At 32.9% G+C, this 23,521-nt stretch carries 24 protein-coding genes, 4 tRNA genes and 2 rRNA genes; 26 read left to right on the forward strand and 4 right to left on the reverse strand.

What is annotated here, in order from left to right; all coding sequences use genetic code 11:
* The 16 genes from CAAU_RS03680 to CAAU_RS03745 form a co-directional block, all read left to right on the forward strand.
* A 23S ribosomal RNA gene (locus tag CAAU_RS03680) occupies positions 1-312 on the forward strand; the annotation flags it as partial.
* Between the two features lie 15 nt (positions 313-327).
* Positions 328-444, forward strand: a 5S ribosomal RNA gene (gene rrf, locus CAAU_RS03685).
* Between the two features lie 9 nt (positions 445-453).
* A tRNA-Asn gene (locus CAAU_RS03690) sits at positions 454-528 on the forward strand.
* A gap of 8 nt (positions 529-536) precedes the next feature.
* Positions 537-612 (forward strand) — tRNA-Ala (locus CAAU_RS03695).
* A gap of 5 nt (positions 613-617) precedes the next feature.
* Positions 618-694, forward strand: a tRNA-Ile gene (locus tag CAAU_RS03700).
* A gap of 24 nt (positions 695-718) precedes the next feature.
* A tRNA-Asn gene (locus CAAU_RS03705) sits at positions 719-793 on the forward strand.
* A gap of 143 nt (positions 794-936) precedes the next feature.
* Positions 937-1,344 (forward strand): hypothetical protein, encoded by a 408-nt coding sequence (locus CAAU_RS03710; protein WP_008908088.1) that lies wholly within the window; start codon positions 937-939, stop codon positions 1,342-1,344.
* Between the two features lie 65 nt (positions 1,345-1,409).
* The gene (locus CAAU_RS15355; RefSeq protein ID WP_008908089.1) at positions 1,410-1,541 is read left to right on the forward strand and encodes a hypothetical protein; all 132 of its coding nucleotides are present in this window, start codon (positions 1,410-1,412) and stop codon (positions 1,539-1,541) included.
* Positions 1,542-1,680: 139 nt separating this feature from the next.
* Entirely contained in the window at positions 1,681-2,805 is a 1,125-nt protein-coding gene (locus CAAU_RS03715; RefSeq protein ID WP_008908090.1) for a LuxE/PaaK family acyltransferase, read from the forward strand.
* Positions 2,805-4,226 (forward strand): acyl-CoA reductase, encoded by a 1,422-nt coding sequence (locus CAAU_RS03720; protein WP_008908091.1) that lies wholly within the window; start codon positions 2,805-2,807, stop codon positions 4,224-4,226. Before CAAU_RS03715 ends, CAAU_RS03720 begins: the two co-directional genes overlap by 1 nt.
* Positions 4,216-5,616 carry an aspartate aminotransferase family protein gene (locus tag CAAU_RS03725; RefSeq protein ID WP_008908092.1) on the forward strand — a complete coding sequence of 467 codons (1,401 nt, stop codon included), beginning with the start codon at positions 4,216-4,218 and terminating at the stop codon, positions 5,614-5,616. The genes CAAU_RS03720 and CAAU_RS03725 overlap by 11 nt, the downstream gene beginning before the upstream one ends.
* Before the next feature lie 11 nt (positions 5,617-5,627).
* Entirely contained in the window at positions 5,628-6,179 is a 552-nt protein-coding gene (locus CAAU_RS03730) for a Uma2 family endonuclease (RefSeq protein WP_008908093.1), read from the forward strand.
* A gap of 17 nt (positions 6,180-6,196) precedes the next feature.
* Positions 6,197-6,589 carry a (deoxy)nucleoside triphosphate pyrophosphohydrolase gene (locus tag CAAU_RS03735; protein ID WP_008908094.1) on the forward strand — a complete coding sequence of 131 codons (393 nt, stop codon included), beginning with the start codon at positions 6,197-6,199 and terminating at the stop codon, positions 6,587-6,589.
* Between the two features lie 10 nt (positions 6,590-6,599).
* Entirely contained in the window at positions 6,600-7,514 is a 915-nt protein-coding gene (locus CAAU_RS03740; protein ID WP_008908095.1) for an ArsB/NhaD family transporter, read from the forward strand.
* 17 nt (positions 7,515-7,531) lie between these two features.
* Positions 7,532-7,867: an SLC13 family permease gene (locus CAAU_RS15490; RefSeq protein WP_341350033.1), complete on the forward strand. Its 336-nt coding sequence runs from the start codon at positions 7,532-7,534 to the stop codon at positions 7,865-7,867.
* Positions 7,868-8,266: 399 nt separating this feature from the next.
* Entirely contained in the window at positions 8,267-9,031 is a 765-nt protein-coding gene (locus CAAU_RS03745; RefSeq protein ID WP_008908097.1) for a histidinol phosphate phosphatase, read from the forward strand.
* A 35-nt stretch (positions 9,032-9,066) separates the two neighbouring features.
* Here the strand turns inward: CAAU_RS03745 and CAAU_RS03750 are convergent, their stop codons facing one another.
* Positions 9,067-9,681, reverse strand: a complete 615-nt coding sequence (locus tag CAAU_RS03750; protein ID WP_008908098.1) for a DNA-3-methyladenine glycosylase — start codon at positions 9,679-9,681, stop codon at positions 9,067-9,069.
* A 265-nt stretch (positions 9,682-9,946) separates the two neighbouring features.
* Here CAAU_RS03750 and CAAU_RS03755 point away from each other — a divergent pair, with 265 nt between their 5' ends.
* The 7 genes from CAAU_RS03755 (at position 9,947) to CAAU_RS03785 (ending at position 16,631) form a co-directional block, all read left to right on the forward strand.
* Positions 9,947-12,178, forward strand: a complete 2,232-nt coding sequence (locus CAAU_RS03755) for a vitamin B12-dependent ribonucleotide reductase (protein ID WP_008908099.1) — start codon at positions 9,947-9,949, stop codon at positions 12,176-12,178.
* A gap of 75 nt (positions 12,179-12,253) precedes the next feature.
* Positions 12,254-12,529: a hypothetical protein gene (locus tag CAAU_RS03760; protein WP_008908100.1), complete on the forward strand. Its 276-nt coding sequence runs from the start codon at positions 12,254-12,256 to the stop codon at positions 12,527-12,529.
* A gap of 182 nt (positions 12,530-12,711) precedes the next feature.
* A complete protein-coding gene (locus CAAU_RS03765; RefSeq protein ID WP_008908101.1) occupies positions 12,712-13,074 on the forward strand; it encodes a hypothetical protein in 363 nt (120 codons plus the stop codon).
* A gap of 195 nt (positions 13,075-13,269) precedes the next feature.
* The gene (locus tag CAAU_RS03770; RefSeq protein WP_008908102.1) at positions 13,270-14,091 is read left to right on the forward strand and encodes a GNAT family N-acetyltransferase; all 822 of its coding nucleotides are present in this window, start codon (positions 13,270-13,272) and stop codon (positions 14,089-14,091) included.
* Positions 14,092-14,108: 17 nt separating this feature from the next.
* Positions 14,109-15,068, forward strand: coding sequence for an ABC transporter ATP-binding protein (locus tag CAAU_RS03775; protein ID WP_008908103.1), 960 nt, complete (start codon positions 14,109-14,111; stop codon positions 15,066-15,068).
* Positions 15,068-15,850 carry a multidrug ABC transporter permease gene (locus CAAU_RS03780; RefSeq protein ID WP_008908104.1) on the forward strand — a complete coding sequence of 261 codons (783 nt, stop codon included), beginning with the start codon at positions 15,068-15,070 and terminating at the stop codon, positions 15,848-15,850. Before CAAU_RS03775 ends, CAAU_RS03780 begins: the two co-directional genes overlap by 1 nt.
* Positions 15,834-16,631, forward strand: coding sequence for an ABC transporter permease (locus CAAU_RS03785; protein ID WP_008908105.1), 798 nt, complete (start codon positions 15,834-15,836; stop codon positions 16,629-16,631). The genes CAAU_RS03780 and CAAU_RS03785 overlap by 17 nt, the downstream gene beginning before the upstream one ends.
* A gap of 13 nt (positions 16,632-16,644) precedes the next feature.
* On the opposite strand, the gene hepT is transcribed toward CAAU_RS03785, so the two are convergent.
* The 3 genes from hepT to CAAU_RS03800 form a co-directional block, all read right to left on the reverse strand.
* On the reverse strand, positions 16,645-17,058 hold the full coding sequence (gene hepT, locus CAAU_RS03790; RefSeq protein WP_008908106.1) for a type VII toxin-antitoxin system HepT family RNase toxin: 414 nt from the start codon (positions 17,056-17,058) through the stop codon (positions 16,645-16,647).
* Positions 17,051-17,452 (reverse strand): type VII toxin-antitoxin system MntA family adenylyltransferase antitoxin, encoded by a 402-nt coding sequence (gene mntA, locus CAAU_RS03795; RefSeq protein ID WP_008908107.1) that lies wholly within the window; start codon positions 17,450-17,452, stop codon positions 17,051-17,053. The genes hepT and mntA overlap by 8 nt, the downstream gene beginning before the upstream one ends.
* Before the next feature lie 78 nt (positions 17,453-17,530).
* Positions 17,531-19,603, reverse strand: a complete 2,073-nt coding sequence (locus CAAU_RS03800) for a YcdB/YcdC domain-containing protein (RefSeq protein WP_008908108.1) — start codon at positions 19,601-19,603, stop codon at positions 17,531-17,533.
* A gap of 163 nt (positions 19,604-19,766) precedes the next feature.
* On the opposite strand from CAAU_RS03800, the gene CAAU_RS03805 reads away from it, so the two are divergent.
* From CAAU_RS03805 to pstC, 3 genes are all read left to right on the forward strand, one after another.
* Positions 19,767-21,539, forward strand: a complete 1,773-nt coding sequence (locus tag CAAU_RS03805) for a GGDEF domain-containing protein (RefSeq protein WP_008908109.1) — start codon at positions 19,767-19,769, stop codon at positions 21,537-21,539.
* A 116-nt stretch (positions 21,540-21,655) separates the two neighbouring features.
* A complete protein-coding gene (locus CAAU_RS03810; RefSeq protein ID WP_008908110.1) occupies positions 21,656-22,549 on the forward strand; it encodes a PstS family phosphate ABC transporter substrate-binding protein in 894 nt (297 codons plus the stop codon).
* 53 nt (positions 22,550-22,602) lie between these two features.
* Positions 22,603-23,493, forward strand: coding sequence for a phosphate ABC transporter permease subunit PstC (gene pstC, locus CAAU_RS03815; RefSeq protein ID WP_008908111.1), 891 nt, complete (start codon positions 22,603-22,605; stop codon positions 23,491-23,493).
* Positions 23,494-23,521 lie beyond the last annotated feature (28 nt).

The following is a 23,521-nucleotide window of genomic DNA, read 5'->3' on the forward strand; positions in this document are numbered from 1 at the left end:
CAGAACGTCGTGAGACAGTTCGGTCCCTATCCGTCGCGGGCGTGGGAAATTTGAGGGGAGCTGTCCTTAGTACGAGAGGACCGGGATGGACGAACCTCTGGTGCACCAGTTGTCATGCCAATGGCACAGCTGGGTAGCCAAGTTCGGACGGGATAAGCGCTGAAGGCATCTAAGCGCGAAGCCCACCCCAAGATGAGATTTCCCACGCGGAAGCGGTAAGACCCCTGGAAGACTACCAGGTAGATAGGCCAGAGGTGTAAGCGTCGTAAGGCGTTTAGCTGACTGGTACTAATAGGTCGAGGGCTTGATCTTATTGTGCAGTGAAGATCCGGTGGTGATGGAGGTAGGGAAACACCCGTTCCCATTCCGAACACGAAGGTTAAGCCTACCTACGCCGATGGTACTAGGCTGGAGACGGCCTGGGAGAGTAGGTGACTGCCGGGTAAAAAATATTCCACGGTAGCTCAATGGTGGAGCATCCGGCTGTTAACCGGAGGGTTGGAGGTTCGAGTCCTCTCCGTGGAGCCATTTAATGTGGGGGTGTAGCTCAGTTGGGAGAGCACCTGCCTTGCAAGCAGGGGGTCAGGAGTTCGAATCTCCTCATCTCCACCACATGTGGGCTCATAGCTCAGACGGTTAGAGCGTACGCCTGATAAGCGTAAGGTCGGTGGTTCGATTCCACTTGAGCCCACCATTAAATTTAATACAATTATAGTGTTCCATGGTAGCTCAATGGTGGAGCATCCGGCTGTTAACCGGAGGGTTGGAGGTTCGAGTCCTCTCCATGGAGCCATTTTACTTTTTGAATAAATGACAGGCTATGCCTGTCTTTTATTTTTTGCCACGAATTAATTGTATTTATCGTCTAATTTGGTGGGAACATATAAAGAGATTAGTTTAATAGAATAAAAAGATGTATGGAAGGAGGTGTGATATGTGAAAAGGAAAATTTGGTTTACACTTATAATGATATTCACATTATTTAGCATTGTTTATGCATCAAACAATATTAGACTTTTTGTAGAAGGCAAATATGTTAATATTCCCGTTAAACTAATAAACGGAGAACCATTTGTTTCCCTTCCCAAGGTTTATAAATATTTAGGTTTGAGTTATTCATTTGATAAAAACACTAATAAAGTACACATTAAAACCGAAAAAATAAATTCTTTAAATGCACAACTAAATTTATTATATCTATACATTTATCCCAAAAGTGCTGATGAGGCGGTTGAAAAATGGGCATATGGAGTAAAGTTTAGAAACGGTGCCTTGCAGTATGCAGTATTATCTCCTAGTTTAAAAATATCAAAAAACCGAGTTATGAAAGGGTTAATTGGGTAACTGGAGTTTCTAGTCCATGGGTTGATGGTTATGAAATAAAGAAATTAAAAGAAGATGAATATGAAGTGGCTTTCCATTTAAAAACATCATCTGGTCCATACAAAGATGTTAAAGTTATTATAAGAACCAAAAAATACGGTGATTATTACTTTATAAAAGAAATAATCGGGAATGAAACAATAATAACAGGAATATAGATCGTATTGCGCAAGGGTTTGTACTTGCACTTTTTTTATTTGCAAAATTAACTTATGGACATAATGCTATTTTATTGCATAATATACTAAATATTGGTATAATAAATATGCACAAATTGTGCACAGAAGGGAGGATAATATGGGATTTTTTGAGGATTTTAAAAATAATTTGATTGGGCAATATGAAGAATGTGAAGCATATAGATTAGTATGCCAGCAACAGGGCTTTAATCCATATACAGATTTAAAATATGAAGATGATATTGATTATGTTCCTTTTTTAGTCACAACTGTTTTTAAAAGATCTAACGGGCTTTTTACAAAGCTTTTAAGAAAAAACTTAGATGGAATATTAAAATGGACAGTATCAAGCAGCACCAGCGGAGATCCAAGTATTGTAGGAAGAACTGAAAATGATATACAGGTTTTAAGAAATTTTGTTGAAGAGGACGATAAAGTATTTAGAAAAAGGCATGATTATGAATGCACCTTTTTCCCTTTAGCTGAGGATATGAAAGCTTTTGGTAGAGGAGAATTTTTAGGGAAAGCTTTAGAGTCATATCTTGGAAATATACTTGATATATTTACTTATAGAGATGATACTATATTTCTTTTAAAGCCATCACAAAACGGGTTTTCTGTTGATGTCGATTCTTTTATAAGATATATAATGGAACATGACAAAAAGGACCATTATGCTGCCCTTGGTGGCTCTACACCGCTTTTTTACAAAACAGTATTAAGCCTTAAAGAAAAAATTAAACCAGTAGAGCTTGGGGAAAAGGCAATTGTTCACACAGGTGGTGGTGGATGGGATGGACGAAAGGGAAATATCAATATTGGAACTATGATTGAAAGATGGCGATTTGTTGAAGATGTTTCAAAATTTCTTGGAATACCTGAGGAAAACTTTACTGATACATATTCCTTTACTGAAAATAGTTTTACAATGACAGGACATTATTCAAAGGAATATAGGGATTATATTTTCCATGTTCCAAAATGGGCTAAGGTTATTATAAGGGATTTTAAAACACTAAAGCCACTTAAAAGGTCAGGGGATAGGGGTCTTATTCAGGTTCTTAATGCCTATGGAACTGAAGGCTTTGCAGGTGCTTCTATATTAGTGGATGATATAGGAGAGATAGTTGATTATAATAGATGTCCTATTTGTAATACTGAAGGGATGACTATAAAGATTATAGGAAGAGTAAAAGGAACCGAAGCTAAGGGATGTGGTGCCACTTTAGGGGGTGACAATTAATGAAAATACCTATGACAGTTTCAAACGGCTATGTTAGAAGGAATATCAATGGCTTTGATTTAGAAATTGGATTCTCAGATGAAAATTTAATATTAAATGAAATAGAAAGATTGAAAAATAATAAAATAAAAGTCCATGATATCGAGACTGAAAAAACAATAGAGATATTGGATAAATGTGCTAGAAAATGGCTTGACAGAGAATATTCTAAGGAACATGTTAAGGTGCTTTCAAAAATAATTAATCAATCGGAGGAACTTATATATAAAGAAATAGAAATTACAATGCAAATGCTTTTAAAGGAAAATGTAAAGAGGCTTTTAAAGGAAGAATTAGAAGATGAAGAAGTGTTAGATAGGTGGATAGATACATACTATGGAAAAGTCCACAGACAACCAAGGGGAGTGGTTTTTCATAACGTATCAGGCAATGCCTTTGTTGTAATTCCAGTCAGCGTTTCTATGGGGCTTTTATCAAAAAACTGCAATATTGTAAAAGTTTCAGCTTATGAGCCTTATTTTGCTTATGCCTTTTACAATAGTTTAGTAGAAATAGACGAATCTATTAAAGATAGGTTATCTATAATTTATTTTGATAGTTCAAGATCGGACATTTATGAAGGTATAGTTAAAAATGTTAATGCGGTAATCCACTGGGGAGGAGAAAACTCAAGAAACTTTATGGCAAATCTTTGTGCTAAATATAATGTTCATTTTATAGAACATGGCCCCAAGGTTAGCTTTCAGGTTATCGATGAGATTGACGATTATGATGAGATTTCAGAATATGCAGCAAGAGACATTATACTTTGGGAACAAAGGGCATGCTTATCCCCAAGAATTATATTTATAAGCAAGGATTTAGATGCACAAAAGTTTTGCAAGTATCTTGCTAATTCCCTTGAAAAGCTTTCTAAGGAATATCCAAAATCTTACTCAAATCCGTGGGATACCGTTAAAACAATTCAGGATAGGCAATATGTTCTTTTAAAACATGGACTTTCTAAGACAGGAGAGATATATTCCTCAAATAATGCTGATTATACTGTTGTTGAAAGCAAAGTTTTCCCAACAAAATATGATGTGGATAGATGCTTTTCAAGGTTTATATATGTATGCCCTTATTTTAGCAAAGATGAAATTATAAGCTATATAGATCAAAATCTTATTGGATATCTGCAGACTATGGGATATAATGGTAAGGATGAGGAGTTTATTGAAAAGGTTACACTTATGGGGGTAAGCATAATCACCCAAATTGGAGACATGTCTTTACACTATCCTGGAACAAGCCATGACGGACTTTTCAATTTGCAGGAGCTTACCTTTGTAGTAAGTAGGCAGGATAGGGTAAACTACAAATTTAACATTAGGGATCTACTTACAATATGGTTTAAGAGGAGGATAAAGGATGGAAATTAAAGAAAAATATAAAGAATTTTTGACGATAGACGATGCTTTAGTTTTAAAAAGAAGCGATGTTAGGGAAAATTATAGGGAATACATAAATTCAAGTGCGGTTCAGCTTTTATCGCTTTTGGATTTTGATAAACATTTTGTTAAGGCTGAAGGAACAAAGGTTTATGACGAGGATGGAAATGAGTATATAGATTTTTTAGGTGGTTATGGCGCTTTGAATGTTGGGCATAATAATTCTGAGATACTAAAAGAGATACAAAAGGTAATAGGGCTTCCAAATATTTTACAAGCATCCATCTATAATCTTGCTGGGGTTTTGGCAAGAAACCTTGCTATCATAACTCCAGGGGATTTGAAAAGGACATTTTTTGCAAACAGCGGTGCTGAGGCTGTTGAAGGGGCTCTAAAACTTGCCAAAATAGCAAGCGGAAAAAGTAAGATTGTTTACTGCTTAAATTCCTTTCATGGGAAAAGCTTTGGTGCCCTTTCGGTAACAGGAAGGGAAAAATATCAAAGGCCCTTTAAACCCCTTTTACCTGAAACATATCCAATTCCATTTGGTGATGAAAAGGCCCTTGAGGATGCTTTAAAGATGGGAGATGTTGCAGCCTTTATACTAGAACCCATCCAAGGAGAAGGAGGAATAATAGTTCCACCTAAAGGATACCTTAAAAAAGTTAGAGAGCTATGTGATAAATATGGAGTATATTTAATAGTTGATGAAATACAAACAGGTTTTGGAAGAACAGGTTTTGTGTTTGCCTGTGAAGAAGAAGGCGTAGTTCCCGATATAATGTGCTTTGCAAAATCCATAGGTGGAGGAATAATGCCAATCGGTGGGTATATTACAAAAGAAGAAATTTGGAAAAAGGCCTATGGAAGTATCGATAAGGCATTTTTACATACATCAACCTTTGGAGGAAATACAATAGCCTGTGCAGCTGGAGTTGCTACAATGAAATACATCATCGAGAATGACCTCCCAAAGAAAGCAGGGGAAAAGGGAGAATATTTATTAAAAAGATTAAACGACCTAAAGGAAAAATATCCTGTAATAAAGGAAGTAAGAGGAAAAGGCCTTATGATAGGAATCGAATTTGAAGAGCCAAAGGGGATTTTAAATACTATAACGGCAGGTAAACTTTCAGAGGTTTCTAAAGAGTATTTTGCGTCTTTAGTTGCGGGTAAGTTAATGAATGAACATAGGATTATAACTGCTTATACTTTAAATAATCCAAATGTAATAAGGCTTGAGCCGCCACTTACGATATCTTATGAGGAACTTGACAGATTGGTTAATGCCCTTGAGGATATATTCAATAAAAATTCCAGTTTCTTAAGTCTTGGTTTTGAAAGCGGAAAGCAAGTATTAAAGTCCTTATTTAAACGATAGGATGTGAATTTATGGACATTCAAAGGGATTTATATATAAGTTTTGAAGAATATCTTACAATTGCTGAAACAGAAAGAGCAGAATACATAGATGGAAGAGTGTTTTTGCAAGCTTCGCCGACATTTGAACATCAAAATATAATAGGAAAATTGTATATAAAATTAATGGAGTTTTTTAAAGAAAAGAATTGCATTCCTATTATTTCTCCCTTTGATGTTATATTGGAAAGGGAAAGAGAAAAAAATGTTGTTCAACCTGATTTAACAGTTATTTGCAATAAAGAAAATATTACAAGTTCAGGTTTCAAAGGTGTTCCAGAGCTTATAATTGAAGTTTTATCACCATCTACGGCATCTAAGGATTATATATTTAAAATGAACCTTTACATGAGATTCGGCGTAAAAGAATATTGGATAGTTAATCCTAAGAGTAAAACAATAGAAATATTTACAATAAACGAAGAAGGATTTTATGATATGCCTTTAACTTATTCTATAAACGATGTGGCAAATTCTCAAATTTTTACGGACTTAAAAGTTGAGCTCAGGGAAATCTTTTTCTAACAAAAGGGGATAAAATTATGAAGGTGGTTACAGCAGCTATTATAATTGATGATGATAGAGTATTTATTGCAAGAAGAAAGGATGGAAATATTAAAGGGAAGTGGGAGTTTCCCGGAGGAAAATTAGAAGAAAATGAAACCTATGAGGAGTGCTTAAAAAGAGAGATTTACGAAGAGTTAAAGATGAATATTGAAATTATAAAACCCTTTGAGGAAGTTGTTCATGATTATGAAAATGGTAGAATTAAATTAGTATCTTTTTTAGTTAAATCTTTAAGCTATGATTATGAACTTTCTGTTCATGATGATGCACGATGGGTATCAATTGAAGAATTATTAGACTATGATCTTGCACCAGCAGATATTCCAATTGCAAAGAAGTTAAAGGAAGAACTAAAGACTAAAGAATAGGAGGCAAAAAATGAAATTAATCGCTTTAATAATCTTTATTACAACGTATGTTCTACTTTTGTCCTTTCCAAGGTATAGAACATATTTATCTTTGCTTTCAGCAGTTCTTTTTATGATAATAGGCATAGTGCCTCTTAATAAAGCACTAACCTATATAGACTGGAACATAATTTTAATGATAGGCGGAACTATGGGGATTGTTAATTTATTTATTGAGTCGAAGATGCCGGCCCTAATGGCTGATGTTATAATCGACAGGGTGCCCAATATAAAATGGGCAATAGTATCCCTTACAGCCTTTGCTGGAATTGTTTCTGCATTTATAGATAATGTTGCAACTGTCCTTATTATTGCACCGGTTGCTATGGGGGTCGCCAAAAAGCTAAATATATCGCCGGTTTATATGATAATTGCAATTGCAATTTCATCAAACCTTCAAGGTGCAGCAACTTTAGTTGGAGACACAACTTCTCTTTTATTAGGTGGATATGCCAAGATGGATTTTATAGACTTTTTCTTCTTTAAGGGAAGGCCGGGAATATTTTGGATAGTAGAATTAGGGGCAGCAGCGACACTGATTATTCTTCTGCTATTCTTTAGACAATACAATCAGCCAATCCATCTTGAAGAAAAACAGGATGTTGAGGATTATTTTCCAACTTATCTTTTAGTTTCGATGGTGCTTTTACTTATAATTGCATCCTTTATACCAAACAAACCTAATATAACAAATGGATTGATTTGTATAACGCTTCTTGCGATAGGACTTTTTAAGGAACTTGTTATAAATAAAAATAACCATGCTCTTAATATAACATTGCTTCAGATTGATTATGAAACAATACTGCTGCTTATAGGTTTATTCGTTGTAATAGGTGGATTAAGTGAGGCGGGGGTTATAAATGATATAAGTAAGTTTTTTTGAGAATAGGAAAGGGTAATTTGTTTTTGATTTATACTATTTTGGTTTGGTTTTCAGTTATAGTTTCTGCCTTTATTGATAATATCCCTTATACAGCAACGATGCTTCCAGTTGTATCAAATATTGCAAAGGGCATGGGTGTTGAGGCGTATCTACTTTTCTTTGGCCTTTTGATTGGTGCAACTTTGGGAGGAAACATAACTCCTATAGGTGCCTCTGCCAACATAACAGGTCTTGGAATATTAAAAAGGGAAGGATATGAAGTTAAAGCAGCGGACTTTATGAAATTGAGCGTGCCATTTACTTTAACTGCTGTTATAACAGGTTATATATTAACGTGGATTATTTGGAGATAACTTGGAGCTGCCTCAAAAACTATTTTGAGGCAGCTTTAGACTGTTGAAACAGTTATTTTTTGATAAGCCCCGTGAAGGATTTCCCAGGCATTCGCTCATTTTGCTAAGCAATTCTAAGCTTTTCTTTGTTTTCAAAAGTCCTACCCTCGTGAGCCGACATCCGTGTCGGCCACTCGGCTCTGCACGTCCATGAGCAGAATTACGGACTTTTGAAAAGTCGAAAAGCAAGAATTGCTAGAGCTCATGAGAGATGCCTTCTTGAAATCCATTCACGGGTCTCTTACAAAATTTCAACACCAAAGAGGGTTTGCCTACAATTTGGAGCTGCCTCAAAAACTATTTTGAGGCAGCTTTAGTTTGTGATATAATTTTTTTAGGTTTAAAATTGGAGGTATTAGTATGTTTGACTGCCATGTTCATACGGAATTTTCAACGGATTCATCGATGAAACTTAAAGATGCAATAAAAAAGGCAAAGGATATCGGTATTGGCTTGATAATCACAGAACATATGGACCTTAAATACCCAGTTGAAGGGAATTTTCAGTTTGATGTTAAAAGATATTTTAAAGAATATGGTTATTTAAAAAATGACAAAGTATTACTCGGCATAGAATTAGGTCTTAGAACCGATTGCATAGATGAAAACAAAATCATAGCCCTTGAAAATCCCTTTGATTATGTTATAGGGTCTATCCATGTTGTCAATGGAATCGATATATATCAGGATTATTTTTATGCAGAAAAGGATAAAAATCAAGCATATGAAGAATATTTTAAGTTTATGTATGAATGCGTTAAAGAAAGCGATTTTTTTGACAGTTTAGGACATATCGACTATATTGCAAGATATGCACCCTTTGAGGATACGGAAATATACTATGATATATATTCAGATTATATAGATGAGGTTTTAAAGATTTTAAGTAATAGGGAAAAGGCTATAGAAGTAAACACAAGAAGAATTAATGATAAAAAAGCAGCTGAAAATATCCTTACAATCCTAAAAAGATTTAATGAATTAGGTGGGAAATATGTTACAATAGGTTCGGATGCACATAATACATCGGACATTGGAAACAACTTTAATATGGCGTTAGATTTAGTAGAAAAGAGCAATTTAAAAGTAGTCTACTTTAAGGAAAGGAAGATGGAATACATCTAAAATTTTTTAAGCCCCGAATTTTTGGGGCTTTATAGTTATTTTGTCTTTCCCTTTGATATATATGGATTGCCCTTTATAAAAAATCTCCATTCATAATCTTTTGCCTCTTGTGCATAATCTATGCCTATTCTTTTATCTGCAACAATTTCAAAGTCTTCTGGGTTATCCAAAACATAAATTTCATCGCTAAGCAGGCTATGTCCGTTTAATGATTTATCTATATTAAAGGCTCTACATAGTTTTCCAGGCCCGTTTGTTAAATTTTTTCTTTGAGATTTTATCAGCTCACTGTAAGTTTTACCGAATCTATTTAAAGCCATTGTATCAAGGCCTTCTATAGGTTCTAATGCTCTTATTAATACAGCACAGGGCATGCCTTCCCTTTCGGTAACAAAGTTAAGACAATAATACATTCCATAGATAAAATAAACATAGGCTATACCAGCAGGGCCATACATTACTTCGTTTCTTTGTGTTCTTTTAAAATTATAAGAATGACATGCCTTGTCTATAGGACCTAGGTATGCCTCAACTTCAACAATTTTTCCAATTAATTTATTTCCATCAATGTTCCTTACAAGGAGCTTCCCTAAAAGATCCTTTGCAACGGTTATTGTATCTCTACTATAAAATTCAACCGATAGCTTCATCTTATACGTCCTTTCTTGTGTTTTCTATCAGATATTTTAATTTGTTATATTTATTTTTTCAATATACTATCTGTGATTCTAACAAATAAATTACGAAAAAATATTTTCTTTAGAAATTCTTTATAAAAATTAAAATAATAAATTATTTGGGTAATTTTTAAGCTTAAAGGATGATTTTGAGATTTGCATTGGAAGAATAAAATGGTAAAATACAATATGTAGTATATTTTATGCACTAATACATACAATATATTGAGGTGATAATATGGAACTTACCCAGAATGCCATTAAGGTTTTAGAAAAAAGGTATCTCGCAAAGGATGAAAATGGCAGTGTAATTGAAACGGTTGATGAAATGTTTAGAAGGGTTGCGAGGACTATAGCTAAAGCAGATAAGCTTTACGATGAAAATGCAAGTGTAGAAGAAACTGAGGAAAAGTTTTATAACCTCATGACAAGCTTAAGATTTATCCCTAACTCTCCTACATTAATGAATGCAGGTCGTCCTTTAGGACAGCTCTCGGCGTGTTTTGTTTTGCCTGTTGAGGACTCTATGGAGGGAATATTCGATTCAATAAAAAATGCAGCACTTATACATAAGTCAGGTGGAGGAACGGGTTTTAGTTTTTCAAGGCTAAGGCCTAAGGGCTCAACTGTAAAGACAACAGGTGGTGTAGCATCAGGGCCTGTAAGCTTTATGAAGGTATTCAATGCAGCAACAGAGGCGGTAAAACAAGGGGGAACCCGCAGGGGAGCTAACATGGCTATATTAAGGGTTGACCATCCTGATATTATGGAGTTTATAAAATGCAAAGAGGATAATAAGGAAATAAACAATTTTAATATAAGCGTTGCCCTTACAGAAAAATTTATGGAGGCAGCAATTAAAGGAGAAGACTACGAGCTTATAGATCCTAATACTAAGACAGTAAAAGGAAAATTAAATGCAAAGGAAGTGTTTGACCTTATCGTCAAAATGGCCTGGACAAATGGAGAACCCGGAATAATATTTTTGGATAGGATGAATGAAAAGAACCCAACGCCCAACCTTGGTGAGATTGAAAGCACTAATCCATGTGGTGAGCAGCCTCTGCTTCCTTATGAGAGCTGCAATTTAGGCTCTATAAATCTTGCTAAAATGGTCAAAAAGGTAGGAGAAAAATATGAAATCGATTATGAGCTTTTAGAAAAGACCATTTTTGATGCAGTGCACTTTCTTGACAATGTGATAGATGTTAATGTTTATCCCCTTCCTGAAATTGAGAGGATGACTAAGAAAACAAGAAAAATAGGTCTTGGAGTTATGGGTTTTGCAGATATGTTAATCCTTCTTGGAATCCCCTATAATTCAGAGGAGGCAGTTGACCTTGCAGATAATCTTATGAAGTTTATTAATGAAAAGTCAAAGGAAGCGAGTGAATATCTTGCAAGGGAAAGGGGTCCCTTCCCAGAATTTTATAATAGTATATATAAAGAAGGACCGCCTTTAAGAAATGCAACTACAACAACAATTGCTCCAACAGGAACTATAAGCATAATCGCCGGAGTTTCGTCAGGAATAGAGCCGTTATTTGCTGTAGCCTTTTGGAGAAATGTTCTTGATAATGAAAAATTAGTTGAAGTTCATTATTTATTTGAAAAAGTGATGAGGGAAAGAGGCCTTTATTCAAAGGAGCTTATGGACAAAATCGCAGAACATGGAACCATTCAAGAGATTGAAGAGATTCCGCTAGATATTAAGAGAATTTTTGTAACAGCCCATGACATAAGCCCTGTTTATCATATTAGAATGCAGGCGGCCTTTCAAAAATGGACTGATAATGCAGTATCAAAGACGGTAAACTTTAAAAAGGATGCCACGATAGAGGATGTCAAAACTGTTTATCTTCTTGCATATAAATTAGGATGTAAGGGTGTTACAATATATAGGGATGGAAGCAGAGAAGGACAGGTTATTAATGTTGGTTTGAAGGAGAAAAGTGATGATAGCAGCACAAAACCGAGGGTAAGACCCGAGGTTACTATGGGCATAACAGAAAAGGTTAGAATTGGATGTGGAAATCTCTACATTACAGTTAATTACGATGAAAATGGAATATGCGAAGTGTTTACTAATCTTGGTAAAGCAGGGGGCTGCCCTTCACAATCCGAAGCAACTGCAAGGCTTGTATCCATTGCTTTAAGAAGTGGGATGGATGTTAAGGAAATAATAGAGCAGCTAAAGGGTATAAGATGTCATTCTACATTAAGACAAATGGCGACGAATAAAGATATAAAGGTTTTATCCTGTCCAGATGCTATTGCAAAAACCATAGAAAAGCTAGTTAATTTAAAGGAATTAGAAAAAATTAAAGAAAGCATTAGTGCTGATATGGAAATAAAAAATTTAATCGAAACAAAAGAAAATAAAATACTTTGTCCAGAATGCGGCAACCCAATCACCCATGAAGGTGGATGTGTAATCTGTCCTAACTGTGGCTATTCAAAATGCGGTTAAAATTTAACTAAAATATTTAATCAAATTAAAATCTGTGATATAATAAAAATAAAAACAAAAAGGGGGAGATTGGCAGTGAAAAGATTAATTTCTCTTGCATTAGCTGCTGCTTTTGTGTTGACATCTTTTAGCATATCTTTTGCCAAGGAAAACAATGCTAAAAAGGTAGGTTTACAGAATTCAAAAATAGTTAAACAACTTGAACAAAAGCTCGATGTTTTGAATAAGCAATTACAAAAGGCACTTAAGGAAAAGGAAGATTTCATAGAAAAGTTAAAAAGGAAGCAGCAAAGGTTGAAGAAAAGAAAAAAAGTGAAGGTATTAGCATCGATGAAAAGATTAAAAAGGTAGAGGAAAACTATCAAAAGAAGGTAAAAGAAATAAACGATAAAATAGCAAAGCTAAAGGAATTTATAATAAATAAGGATGCAAAATATGCTGAAATCGTAAAGGAAATTGAAACAAAATTAAATGCAAAACTTGCAGAAATAGATAAAAAGATTTCTGAAACAACTGATGATACTAAAAAGGCTATGTATGAAAAACAAAAGGAGCTTTTAGCAAAGATAGCTGAAAAGAAAAAAACAATGGAAAAGAATAGAATGGATAAACAAGCAGAGATTGCTGCTATGAGATTGGAAGTTTTAGAAAAAGAACTTAAGATAGCAGAAATGGAAAAGAATATGGAAATAGAATATCTAAATGGGATGAAGGAAGTTAACTCCCTTGAAAAGGAAATTAATTCTTTAAACCAAGAAGAAAAGGACCCTAAAACAGGTCTTAGCAAGAGCCTTATGGTAAGATATCAAGGGAAATTTAAAGAATTAGATAATAGAATTGCAAAACTTCAAAAGGAGATAGAAGATATTAAATCAAGATTATCATCATTAAATTAATCCCTGCCATGCAGGGATTTTATTTTTTGTTGACATATTTGGCAATAGATGTATAATATAATATTAACAAGTGAGTGCGAATAAGGGCTATCCGAGCTGCGCAGGGAGAGTTTATCTCCTACACGTGGGATTCCCACGGAGTCACTTTAAGGTGGCTTCGTGGGGATTTTTTATTAACTTTTTAGGAGGGGTGTTATGATTAGGAAGTTGTTTGAAATCGATAGAAAAATAGTGGAGGAATATTTAAAAAGAAATCATATTGAAACTACATTTTTGATTGGCAACATTAAGTATTTTGGAATTGAGAATAACAAGGAATTAAGAAGATGTGGGGATTACTATGGATATTTTGAAAAGGGTGAATTAAAGGGCATATTACCCTTTTATAATTTAGGAAGTTGTATTCCCCATTACGAGAGCGAAGGAGCTATTCCTTATTTTGTAGAGCTTATGAAGGATAGGGAATTTAAATATCTACTTGGCATGAGAAGAGTTATTGAGCCTTTGTATAATAACTTGAAGGATGTTAAATCTATTGGAAATATTAGTGATGATGCTTATTATATTAATAAAAATCTTATAGAATTTCAATGCAAGGATATAGAGATAAAGAATTATTATGAACTTGATTTGGATTTAGCTGCTGAATTCTTAGTGGAGGCAAGCCAAATAGGCTTTGGAAGGGATGATGCATCGGTAGAAGAAGCTAAAAAAACTTTAGTCCAAAGGCCTGTTGAGGAGGATTATCTATTTGCTATTAAAGATGGTAAGATGGTTGCGACGGCATGTATTCAAACTACAACTGATGAAATTTCACAAATTGGCGGGGTTTATACAACGCCTAAAGAAAGAGGAAAGGGATACTGCAAGGCAGTAGTTTCTGAGCTTTGCAAAATAATTATCGAAAGAGGGAAAATTCCAACACTGATGGTTAGAAAGAATAATACTCCAGCAGTAAAAGCATATGAATCCTTAGGATTTGAGTTTTACGATGATTACATGATAATTGAATTGTAGTTAATTGGAGGGATTTTATGGGTGTAATAACTGTCAAGGATTTAAGAAAGGACTTTATAGCAGCAAAAAGAAAGGGTTTTTTAAAAAGGGAATATTTAAAGATTGAGGCAGTAAGAGGAATTAGCTTTGAAGTGGAGGAGGGCGAAATACTCGCCTTTATAGGCCCAAACGGAGCTGGGAAATCTACAACAATAAAGATGTTAACAGGAATACTTAACCCAACTAGTGGTTATGCAAGGGTTTTAGGATTGGACCCCCAAAGAGATAGAAAAAAACTAACCTATAAAATTGGAACCGTATTTGGTCAAAAATCGCAACTTTGGTTTCACCTTCCGCCTAAAGATACTTTTGAACTTTTAGGAAGCATATATGGAATGGAGGATAAGGAGCTAAAAAAGAGGGTTGACTATCTTTGTGAAATTTTAGAGATAAAGGACCTTTTAGACATTCCAGTTAGAAAGATGTCTCTAGGACAAAGGATAAAATGCGAAATCGCAGCATCAATTCTTCACAAGCCTAAGGTTATTTTCTTAGATGAACCTACAATAGGACTTGATGTTGTAGCAAAGAAAAATTTAAGAAGTTTAATCAAAAGGATTAACCAAGAGGAAAATACTACCATATTTTTAACAAGCCATGATATTGGTGATATAGAAAAGCTTTGTAAAAGGATGATTATAATAAATCTTGGACAAATTATTATGGATGATAATATGAAGCGTTTAAAATACAACTATGATAATAAAAAGATTATTTCATTAAGATATGCAGAGGATATTGATTTTAATTTAGAAGATGTAAAGATCTTATCTAAGACAAATAATGCCGTAAAGTTAGAGGTTGACATGGAAGATAGGGATATTGACGATATTCTGCTAAAGCTTTTTAAACTTGGGAAGGTAGAAGACATTTCTATTTCATCAAGGCCCCTTGAGGATATTATAGCTGAAATTTACAGCATAAGGGGTGAGGTTTAATGAAAAAGTATTTGAAGATTTTTAAAATAAGTATAAAAAACAATGTGACTTATTTTAAAGACTTCATAATTGGAAATGTTTTTACTGTAATTATAGTTATAATTTTCTTTTTCTTGTGGAAAAAGCTTTATGCTCAAAACATTAAGACGGGTTTTACATTTCAAGAGATGATGTGGTATTTGATAGTGGGAGAAAGCTTTACGTTGAATTATAATAGAATTCATAGAAACGTTGCACAGGATATTAAAAGTGGGGATATAGCATATAAAATAAATAAACCCTATAATTACACCTTATATATTTTGTTTGACACATTGGGAAGAAATCTTTTAGATTTTTATATAAGCTGCTTTATTTCCTTTGCTGTTGGAATAGCTTTGGTTGGTCCTATTAAGGGTTATAAATTTTATTATCTGTTTTTTTCTATGATTATAATGTTATGTGGAGTGATATTAAATCATATAATCCATATTACTATTTCCTTATCTGCCCTTTGGGTGGAGGAAAATATGCCATATGCCTGGATTTACGGAAAAATCGTATTTATATTTGGAGGGCTTTTGTATCCTATTAGCTTACTTCCAAAATGGATGTTTAAAGTTAATTTTTATATGCCTTGGTCTTTTGTTGTATATCATATTTCTAAAACTGCAGTTAAGTTTAATTGGAATGATTTTTTGTTTACTTTTCTCGGACAAGTTATATATATACTTATGTTCCTCTTTCTGATGCTTACAATTTATAGAAGGGGGGTAAAGATGCTGAATGTTAATGGAGGTTAGAAGACATTTTAAAATGCTGTTTTCTTATGTAAAATTTAACTTGAAGTGCAGCTCAGAATATAAAATAAGTTTTTTAACGCAAATTTTTGGTATGATTCTAAACAATGGTTCTTTTCTGATATTTTGGTGGATAATATTTAGAAATGTAAATATCATTGGCGGATATTCCTTTGATGATGTATTGATACTATGGGGGTTAGCATCATCAAGTTTTGGACTTACCTATATTTTGTTTGGAAATGTAAGGGAACTTTCAGACTTTATTATATCAGGAAGATTGGATAGTTATATTTTACAACCTGCAGATATAGTTTTAAATACTTGCGCATCTAAAATGGAGGTTTCATCTTGGGGTGATTTAATTTATGGATATATTTTACTCATTTTGGCCGGAAGATTTGATTTAAAAGGTGCATTTTTATTTACACTATTTACCGTAACGGGTTCTATAATTTATTTTTCATTAATTCTTTTACTTAATTCTTTAGCCTTTTATTTAGGCAATGTAGAGAGCACAAAAAGGATTTTAGATATGTTCTTTTTGGCCTTTGCAACTTATCCAGAGGGTATTTTTGATAATTTTTTTAGATTTATGTTTTATTCAGTTCTTCCTGTTGGATTTTCAATATATCTTCCAATAAGGATATTTAATAATTTTAGCTTATTAAGTATTATTTTAGTAATTTTGGCAGCGTTAGTTTGGCTTTTTATTTCCTTTAAAGTATTTTATTCGGGGCTAAAAAGATACGAATCTGCCAATATAATGGAAGCAAAAATATAAGGTGAGGATGTCCTCACCTTTTAATGTATTTTAATATTACATTTTTGAATTCAATAAAATCTTGAAGATGATTTTCGATGATGCTTTTTACAATTTCAATATTAATTGATTGATAATCATGAACAGCTATATTTCTAAATCCTACCATAGCTTTTAATTTTCTTAAAAGTTTAAAATCTATAATTTTATTTTCCTCTAAAAGTTCAAAGGCATCTCTGCTGTTTTGAGGTATTCCGAGTCTTTCTTCAGAACAAATATGCATAGCAATATCAATACAGGCTTCGCTTGCTCTCTGAAGATTTAATATTATAGAATCTTGTTTTGTGTAGTCTTTTAAGTTTTCAGGATTATTTTCATAAACTTCATTAATACGTTTTAAACATCGATCAATAGTTTGAATTTTATTTAATATAACATCATTAACCATTAAATTCACTTCCCTTAAATATATTATCTAGGACTATTTTTCTTTCTTCATTTAAAAGGGCGTATTCTTTAAGGGCACGTATCATGAAATTTGCCCTTCTGTATTCATCTGAAGAATAAATAATTCTTCCTGTTGATATTACTTGAACCTTAAAAACGGTTGAGGCTTTGTTAAGATCGATAAGGTCAACATCCCGCTTTAAAATATCTGCAAGATCCTGTGCCAGCATAAAAATATCATATTGAGATAAATTACAATCACTTAAAAAGGCTATATCTATATCGCTATCATTTCTGAAATAATCCTTATTTATTGACCCAAAAAGCATAATTAAATAGGGATTAATTTTTGCTCTTAAAAAGCTTACTATTAAATCATCATAATTTTTATCCATACAATCACCGTCTCTTTTATTGTTTTAATTATATAATAAAATATTTCTAGATAAAAAACAACAATAGGGCATAAAGCCCTACTGTTTTTCAACCTTTAAATAATTTACAAGCATTTTTGCAGCTTCACCGCGGGTTACAGATTGTCTTGGCATAAAGTATCCCTTGATTGGAGTAATTATTTTAAGTTCGTTTGCTATCGCTATATAACCCTTATAATTTTTAGGTATTAGTTTGCTATCTTTAAAATTTAAAGTATATAAATTTGAAAGCTCAGCAATAAATCCAACGCCCATTGCCCTTATTATCCACTTTGCAGCATCTTGCCTTGTTACATATGCATTTGGATTCTTTTCCTTTGATGAGATGATTCCTTTTTTAATTGCTATTTCGTAATAATTGTCGTATTCTTCCTTTGTATCCTCCCTATAAATTATATAATTTGGTTCTAATGATTTTACAATATATTTGATGAAATCCTTTTGCCTTATCATTTGATTCGGATAGAAATTTTCTCCTTCATCATCAATAATGCCGATATCAATCAATATATTTATATCATTATAATATGGTGAATTTTTAATATCGCTATAGGAAATCTTTTTTACTTCTTTTAGAGGTTTCCCGCTGTAGTCAAGCAATATTCCTTCCTTTGCATCAATCATAAAATTATATGATGTAAAGCTATATACTAATTTAATGAAGTATTTGTTCATTTTAAAATCGTAATCAAAGTATTTCATATAGTTTAATTTGAAATTATTTTTGTTATAAAGTATATTGTGGGCTTTGTCGATTGAGATTATATTTTCAACCTTTGGGAAAACTATATCACTCCAAGTTTGATAATAGTGTAAAACTTCGCCTGTATATGGGCTAATGCTTATTGTAAATCCTTCGTTTGCAACCGGAATAGAATTTTCAATTCTTCTATATTCAAAAGAATAAACATATTTCTCATCAACATTTAAAGCTTCCCTATATTGGCATTTTATAAATTTATCCTTCGAGAGGGAATTTATAAAATCCTCTGCAATTTTTTTAGCATCTTGTTTTGTATATTTTGGTTCCTTGTAGTTTTCTATATTGGGAAAGTTTCTGTAAAAGGATAAAATCTCTCCAGTAAGAGCATCAATTGTTGCACCAAAATAATAATAGTTTGATTTATCCTGTGATGTTTTAGAATAATAAACTGTCCAGATGTATCTATCAGAGTATAAATCATGTCCTAAATTAATGTATTCCATATTTAATTCCTTATTAAGGCCAAGCTTTTGAACTAGTATATTTTCTACTTCTTCCTTCGATATTAATTTTTTATTTTCTTCAATTGCCTTAATTTCTTCAGGTGTTAAGGTTGGTAAAGCACCTGCAGCATCCTTTTGGCTGTTTTCTGTAAAGATATAAATTGGATTTTTAAGTATTTCGCCTGTTACAGCATCTATAGGATACACGCTAGATTTTGGAGTGTAAATCAGTTTAACGTTTCTTTCATTTTTTTCATAATCATAAAAAACTTTATAGGATAGTTCAAGCCCCATTTTGCTTTCAAAGATTTCCTTTGCCTTTTCTAACGTTATTATATTTTGACTTGTAGGGACACCTTCATAATCGTATTCAAAATAGTAGCTCATAATCTTTAAATTGTTTTTATCAACAGATACACTGATAAAGTTATCTTTATAGTCTATTCCGTTTATCCTTCTTGTGTATCTAAAATCGTAATTAGGATTGTAATATAAGTAGTTAGAATTAGCTTCATCATAAACGAATTCTTTAAATTTCTCGCCAACGAGCTTCCTTATCAATCCTTCTGCAACTTCTTTTGCTTTTTCTTTTGAGTATTTTGGGATTTTGTTTGTTATTGTTTGCTCTCCTTCATACCTATACATAGAAATAATATCCCCGTTTTGAGCATTAACTTGAATATTTATCTGTTTATTTTTCCCTGTCCAAGATAAATTCCAAAAGCTTTTGCTTTCATTACTGTTTAAATTGTAAGTAAATTTAAGGTCTCTGTCATCAAACTCAAAGCTGGATTTTGCAATTAAAATAGCATTTTTTAAGTCTATTGTTGTTGAAGCTGCTTTTGTATAGGAAAATAAACTGAAAATTAATGTAAAACAAAGCAAGCTTGATAAAAATTTTTTCATAAAAGATTCCCCCTTTCATCTAATTATTAGACGAGGGGGTTCTGGAAAATGTTGCATATTTGTTGCTTTAATGAAGATAATTTTACTTTATTAACATACATTTAACAAAAATGAAAATTTTATTTTACGTTACAGAGATACAATCGCCTTAGGTGGTGATTGTATGGAGGATAAAGTTATTTTGGAAGAAATAATAAAGAATAAAAGCATAAGAACATTTTTTCAACCTATAATCGATGTTATGAATTCTAAGATAATAGGCTATGAAGCCCTTTCACGAGGGCCTAAAGGTTCACCCCTTGAAAGACCAGATTTACTATTTGATGCAGCTGAAAGGTATGGCAACTTATGGGATTTAGAATATCTTTGTCGAAGCCTTGCTATTGAAAGAGCATCTAAACTAAATATAGATAAATATTTATTTTTAAATGTAGATCCAAGAATAATTCGTGATAGAAATTTTAGAAATGGCTTTACCAGGGATTATCTAAAAAAATTCAACATAGACTCTAACATGATTATTTTTGAAATAACCGAAAGAACGGCAATAGATGACTATAAAGCATTTAGGGAGGTTTTGGAACATTATATAAAACAGGGTTATAAAATTGCCATTGATGATACTGGAGCTGGATATTCTGGAATAAAGTTAATTACGGAAACTAAACCTCAGTTTTTGAAACTTGATATGGGTATTATAAGAGATATAGATAAGGATAGCTTTAAACAGGCGGTATGCAGAAATTTTGCCCATTTGTGCAAGTTAACAAATATGAAACTTATAGCTGAGGGGGTTGAAACGAAGGATGAATTAGTAACCTTAATTAATTTAGGTATTGAGTATGTTCAAGGTTATTTAATATCAAGACCATCTGAAACAATTCAAGATATCCCATCAGATATAAAAGAATTTATAAAGGAACAGATTAATGAAAAGAATAAAAACATATTTTATACTTCAAAGACATTTCCAATTGGGAAAATTGCAAGGTTTGATGAGCCAATTACAAAGGATATGAAATGTGTAAAGGTTAAAGAAATGTTTAATAATTCACTATGCCACGGCCTTGTAGTGGTTCAAAATAAAATTCCTATAGGTCTTGTTATGAAAAACAGAATAAATATGCTGTTATCTTCAATCTATGGCAATGCTTTATATTTAAACAAAAGCGTTGAGCTTATTATGGATAGAAATCCATTGATTGTTGATTATAACGTTCCAATTGCAGAAGTAACACATCTTGCTATGTCGCGTCAAGAGGACAAGCTTTATGACTATGTGATAGTAAAGAGAAATGAAGAATACTACGGTGTTGTTAGCATAAGAAGACTTTTAGAATGCACGATGGATCTGGAACTTACCTATGCAAGACATACAAATCCCCTCACTGGACTTCCGGGAAATATTTTGATAGAAAACACCCTTTCAGATGTAATAACAAAAGGAAAGAAGGTATCAATATTGTATTTTGACATTAATAACTTTAAGGCATATAACGATACTTACGGTTTTGAAAATGGGGATAGAGTTATTAAATTAACATCCAACATAATAACGGATTGTCTTAAACTACATTTAAAGGATAATTACTTTTTAGGTCATATAGGCGGGGATGATTATATTGCAATTATTGAGGAGGATGATTTTGAGTTTATAAACAAAATTTGCACAGAAATAGCAGAAAAATTTGATACCCATATAAAGGGATTTTATACCCTTGAGGATATTGCTAAAGGCTATGTAATATCTCCAAATAGACAGGGTGAGCTTCAAAAATTTAATTTGATTTCACTATGCATTGCAGGATTGATATGCGATGCTAAAAAGTTAAAAACTCCCCATATGGCGGCAAATATTCTAAGCAAGATAAAGATAGAATGTAAATCAAGCTGTAAATTAGTTAATAAAAGTGGTATTAAAATTGAAATTTCCTAGCAAAATAAAAATGTAAAATATTAATTAACATAGACTTAACATAATTTTGATGGTTCTTAACAATTAAAAGTTATAAAATTTAATTGTAAAAAGAAAATTGAAAGGAGATAACAAATATGAAAAAAATAATATCAGCTCTTTTAATTGCAACGACAGCATTGTCATTTTCTGCATGTGCAAAGCAAGAAAAACTTGCGGGAACTATTAAGATCGATGGTTCCAGCACAGTATACCCAATAACTCAGGCGGTTGCAGAGGAATTTAATAAGGAAAATCCTGATGTTAACATCACTGTTGGTATTTCAGGAACAGGTGGAGGTTTTAAAAAGTTTGTTGTTGGAGAAACAGATATAAACGATGCGTCAAGAAAGGTTAAGAGCGAAGAAGCAGAAAAGGCTAAGGCAAATGGAATAGATATGATGGAACTTGAAGTTGCTTATGACGGAATTGCAATAGTTGTAAATAAGGATAATAATTGGGTTGACGATATAACGACAGAAGAGCTAAAAAAGATTTGGGATAAGGACTCAAAGGTTGTTTACTGGAGTGATGTAAGACCAGAGTGGCCAAAGGAAAAGATAAAGCTTTATGGTCCAGGAACAGACTCAGGAACATTTGATTACTTTACTGCAGAAATCAATGGAGAAGAAAAGAGAATAAGAACAGATTATACAGCAAGTGAGGATGACAACGTTCTAGTTCAAGGCATTGCAGGAGATAAGTATTCTATGGGCTTCTTTGGACATTCATACTATGAAGAAAATAAGGATAACCTAAAGGCTTTAAAGGTAAATGGTGTAGAGCCAACAACTGAAAATATCAGAAATGGAAGCTATAAGCCACTTTCAAGACCATTATTTATATACGTTAATACAAAGTCTCTGGAAAGACCTGAACTAAAGGCTTTTGTAAAGTTCTACCTTGAAAATGCTAAGGATTTAGTAGAGCAGGTAGGGTATGTTCCATTGGAGGATGCAAAATACACAGAACAGTTAAACAAAATAAAGTAATCTAAAGCACCTTTAATGGGTGCCTATGCCCATTTAGAAGAAGGGGGAGCAGGATGAAGAGAATAGAATTTGAGAGCAAAGAAAGAATTAAAAAAAATGAAGAAATAATAAAAAATGTGTTAACAGTTTTAGGATTTATATCGATATTAACAACCTTAGGGATTATTTTTTCTCTTTTGGAGGAAACCTTTTTGTTTTTTAAAAGGGTGTCTATAATTGAGTTTTTAACAGGAAGGGAATGGACGCCCCTTTTTGAGCCTCCTAAATTTGGCGTTTTGCCTTTGGTTGTCGGAACATTACTAATTGTTGTTATATCAAGTATAATTTCTATTCCAATAGGCCTTGGAAGTGCAGTTTACTTAAGTGAATATGCTCCTAAAAAAGTAAGAAAAGTTTTAAAACCAACTATTGAAATACTTGCTGGGATTCCTTCTATTGTATATGGATATTTTGCACTAACCGCTATAACTCCTTTAATAAGGGCCATCTTTCCTGAAACAAGCGTTTATAATGCCTTAAGTGCGGGAATTGCTGTAGGAATCATGACTGTTCCTTTGGTTTCCTCTTTAAGTGAAGATGCTATGATGGCTGTTCCTGATTCTTTAAGACTTGGTGCCTATGCCCTTGGAGCGACAAAATACGAAGTATCAAAGGATATTGTAATTCCAACTGCATTGCCGACGATTATTGCATCGTTTATTTTAGCTATATCAAGGGCAGTTGGAGAAACTATGATTGTTGCCATGGCGGCAGGTTCAACACCTAAATTAACTTTAAATCCCCTTGAGAGCATACAAACTATGACAGGTTACATCGTTCAGATAAGCATGGGGGATGTTCCTTATGGATCAATTGGTTATAGGACTTTGTTTGCCGTAGGTAGTTTATTGTTTTTAATAACTTTTACATTGAACTTAATTTCTAGATATGTTATGAGAAAGTAAAGGAGGACATATTGATGAAGGAACAGGA

The organism is Caloramator australicus RC3 (assembly GCF_000297115.1).
GTDB lineage: Bacteria > Bacillota > Clostridia > Clostridiales > Caloramatoraceae > Caloramator > Caloramator australicus.

Bases quoted from the DNA above. Each gene is read 5' to 3' on its own strand.
- CAAU_RS03725 (WP_008908092.1), top strand. From the start codon at position 4,216: ATGGAAATTAAAGAAAAATATAAAGAATTTTTGACGATAGACGATGCT.
- CAAU_RS03775 (WP_008908103.1), top strand. From the start codon at position 14,109: ATGGGTGTAATAACTGTCAAGGATTTAAGAAAGGACTTTATAGCAGCA.
- CAAU_RS03745 (WP_008908097.1), top strand. From the start codon at position 8,267: ATGTTTGACTGCCATGTTCATACGGAATTTTCAACGGATTCATCGATG.
- CAAU_RS03800 (WP_008908108.1), bottom strand. From the start codon at position 19,603: ATGAAAAAATTTTTATCAAGCTTGCTTTGTTTTACATTAATTTTCAGT.
- CAAU_RS03810 (WP_008908110.1), top strand. From the start codon at position 21,656: ATGAAAAAAATAATATCAGCTCTTTTAATTGCAACGACAGCATTGTCA.
- CAAU_RS03805 (WP_008908109.1), top strand. From the start codon at position 19,767: ATGGAGGATAAAGTTATTTTGGAAGAAATAATAAAGAATAAAAGCATA.
- pstC (WP_008908111.1), top strand. From the start codon at position 22,603: ATGAAGAGAATAGAATTTGAGAGCAAAGAAAGAATTAAAAAAAATGAA.
- CAAU_RS03750 (WP_008908098.1), bottom strand. From the start codon at position 9,681: ATGAAGCTATCGGTTGAATTTTATAGTAGAGATACAATAACCGTTGCA.
- CAAU_RS03735 (WP_008908094.1), top strand. From the start codon at position 6,197: ATGAAGGTGGTTACAGCAGCTATTATAATTGATGATGATAGAGTATTT.
- CAAU_RS03780 (WP_008908104.1), top strand. From the start codon at position 15,068: ATGAAAAAGTATTTGAAGATTTTTAAAATAAGTATAAAAAACAATGTG.
- CAAU_RS03770 (WP_008908102.1), top strand. From the start codon at position 13,270: ATGATTAGGAAGTTGTTTGAAATCGATAGAAAAATAGTGGAGGAATAT.
- mntA (WP_008908107.1), bottom strand. From the start codon at position 17,452: ATGGATAAAAATTATGATGATTTAATAGTAAGCTTTTTAAGAGCAAAA.
- CAAU_RS03755 (WP_008908099.1), top strand. From the start codon at position 9,947: ATGGAACTTACCCAGAATGCCATTAAGGTTTTAGAAAAAAGGTATCTC.
- CAAU_RS03715 (WP_008908090.1), top strand. From the start codon at position 1,681: ATGGGATTTTTTGAGGATTTTAAAAATAATTTGATTGGGCAATATGAA.
- CAAU_RS03785 (WP_008908105.1), top strand. From the start codon at position 15,834: ATGTTAATGGAGGTTAGAAGACATTTTAAAATGCTGTTTTCTTATGTA.
- hepT (WP_008908106.1), bottom strand. From the start codon at position 17,058: ATGGTTAATGATGTTATATTAAATAAAATTCAAACTATTGATCGATGT.
- CAAU_RS03765 (WP_008908101.1), top strand. From the start codon at position 12,712: ATGTATGAAAAACAAAAGGAGCTTTTAGCAAAGATAGCTGAAAAGAAA.
- CAAU_RS03740 (WP_008908095.1), top strand. From the start codon at position 6,600: ATGAAATTAATCGCTTTAATAATCTTTATTACAACGTATGTTCTACTT.
- CAAU_RS03730 (WP_008908093.1), top strand. From the start codon at position 5,628: ATGGACATTCAAAGGGATTTATATATAAGTTTTGAAGAATATCTTACA.
- CAAU_RS03720 (WP_008908091.1), top strand. From the start codon at position 2,805: ATGAAAATACCTATGACAGTTTCAAACGGCTATGTTAGAAGGAATATC.